1 pseudogene is annotated in these 214 nt (G+C 68.7%); it reads left to right on the top strand.

Annotated elements, in window-relative coordinates:
• Positions 1 to 214, top strand: a pseudogene (locus tag FBT96_RS21055) (IS3 family transposase); the annotation flags it as partial.

Here is a 214-nt window from a genome sequence, read left to right as displayed (position 1 = left end):
GTGGCTCGCCCCCCGCGCCGGGGCGGGTCCATCATTCCGACCGCGGATCGCAATACGGCTCGGTCGACGATCACGCGTTGCTCCGCCGGATCTCGATGAGCGGGCGCGGGAACGGCCACGACACCTGGAGGGTGGCAACCTTCGTCAAGACCATCAAATCGGAGCGGATCTGGCCGGTCGCCTGGCAATCCCGCCAGCAGGCCGAAACGCCGTC

This window comes from Rhodobacter capsulatus (assembly GCF_005144475.1).
Lineage (GTDB): Bacteria > Pseudomonadota > Alphaproteobacteria > Rhodobacterales > Rhodobacteraceae > Rhodobacter > Rhodobacter capsulatus_C.
Note: the sequence above shows the minus strand (reverse complement) of the source record. Positions and strands in the feature narration are given on the sequence as shown.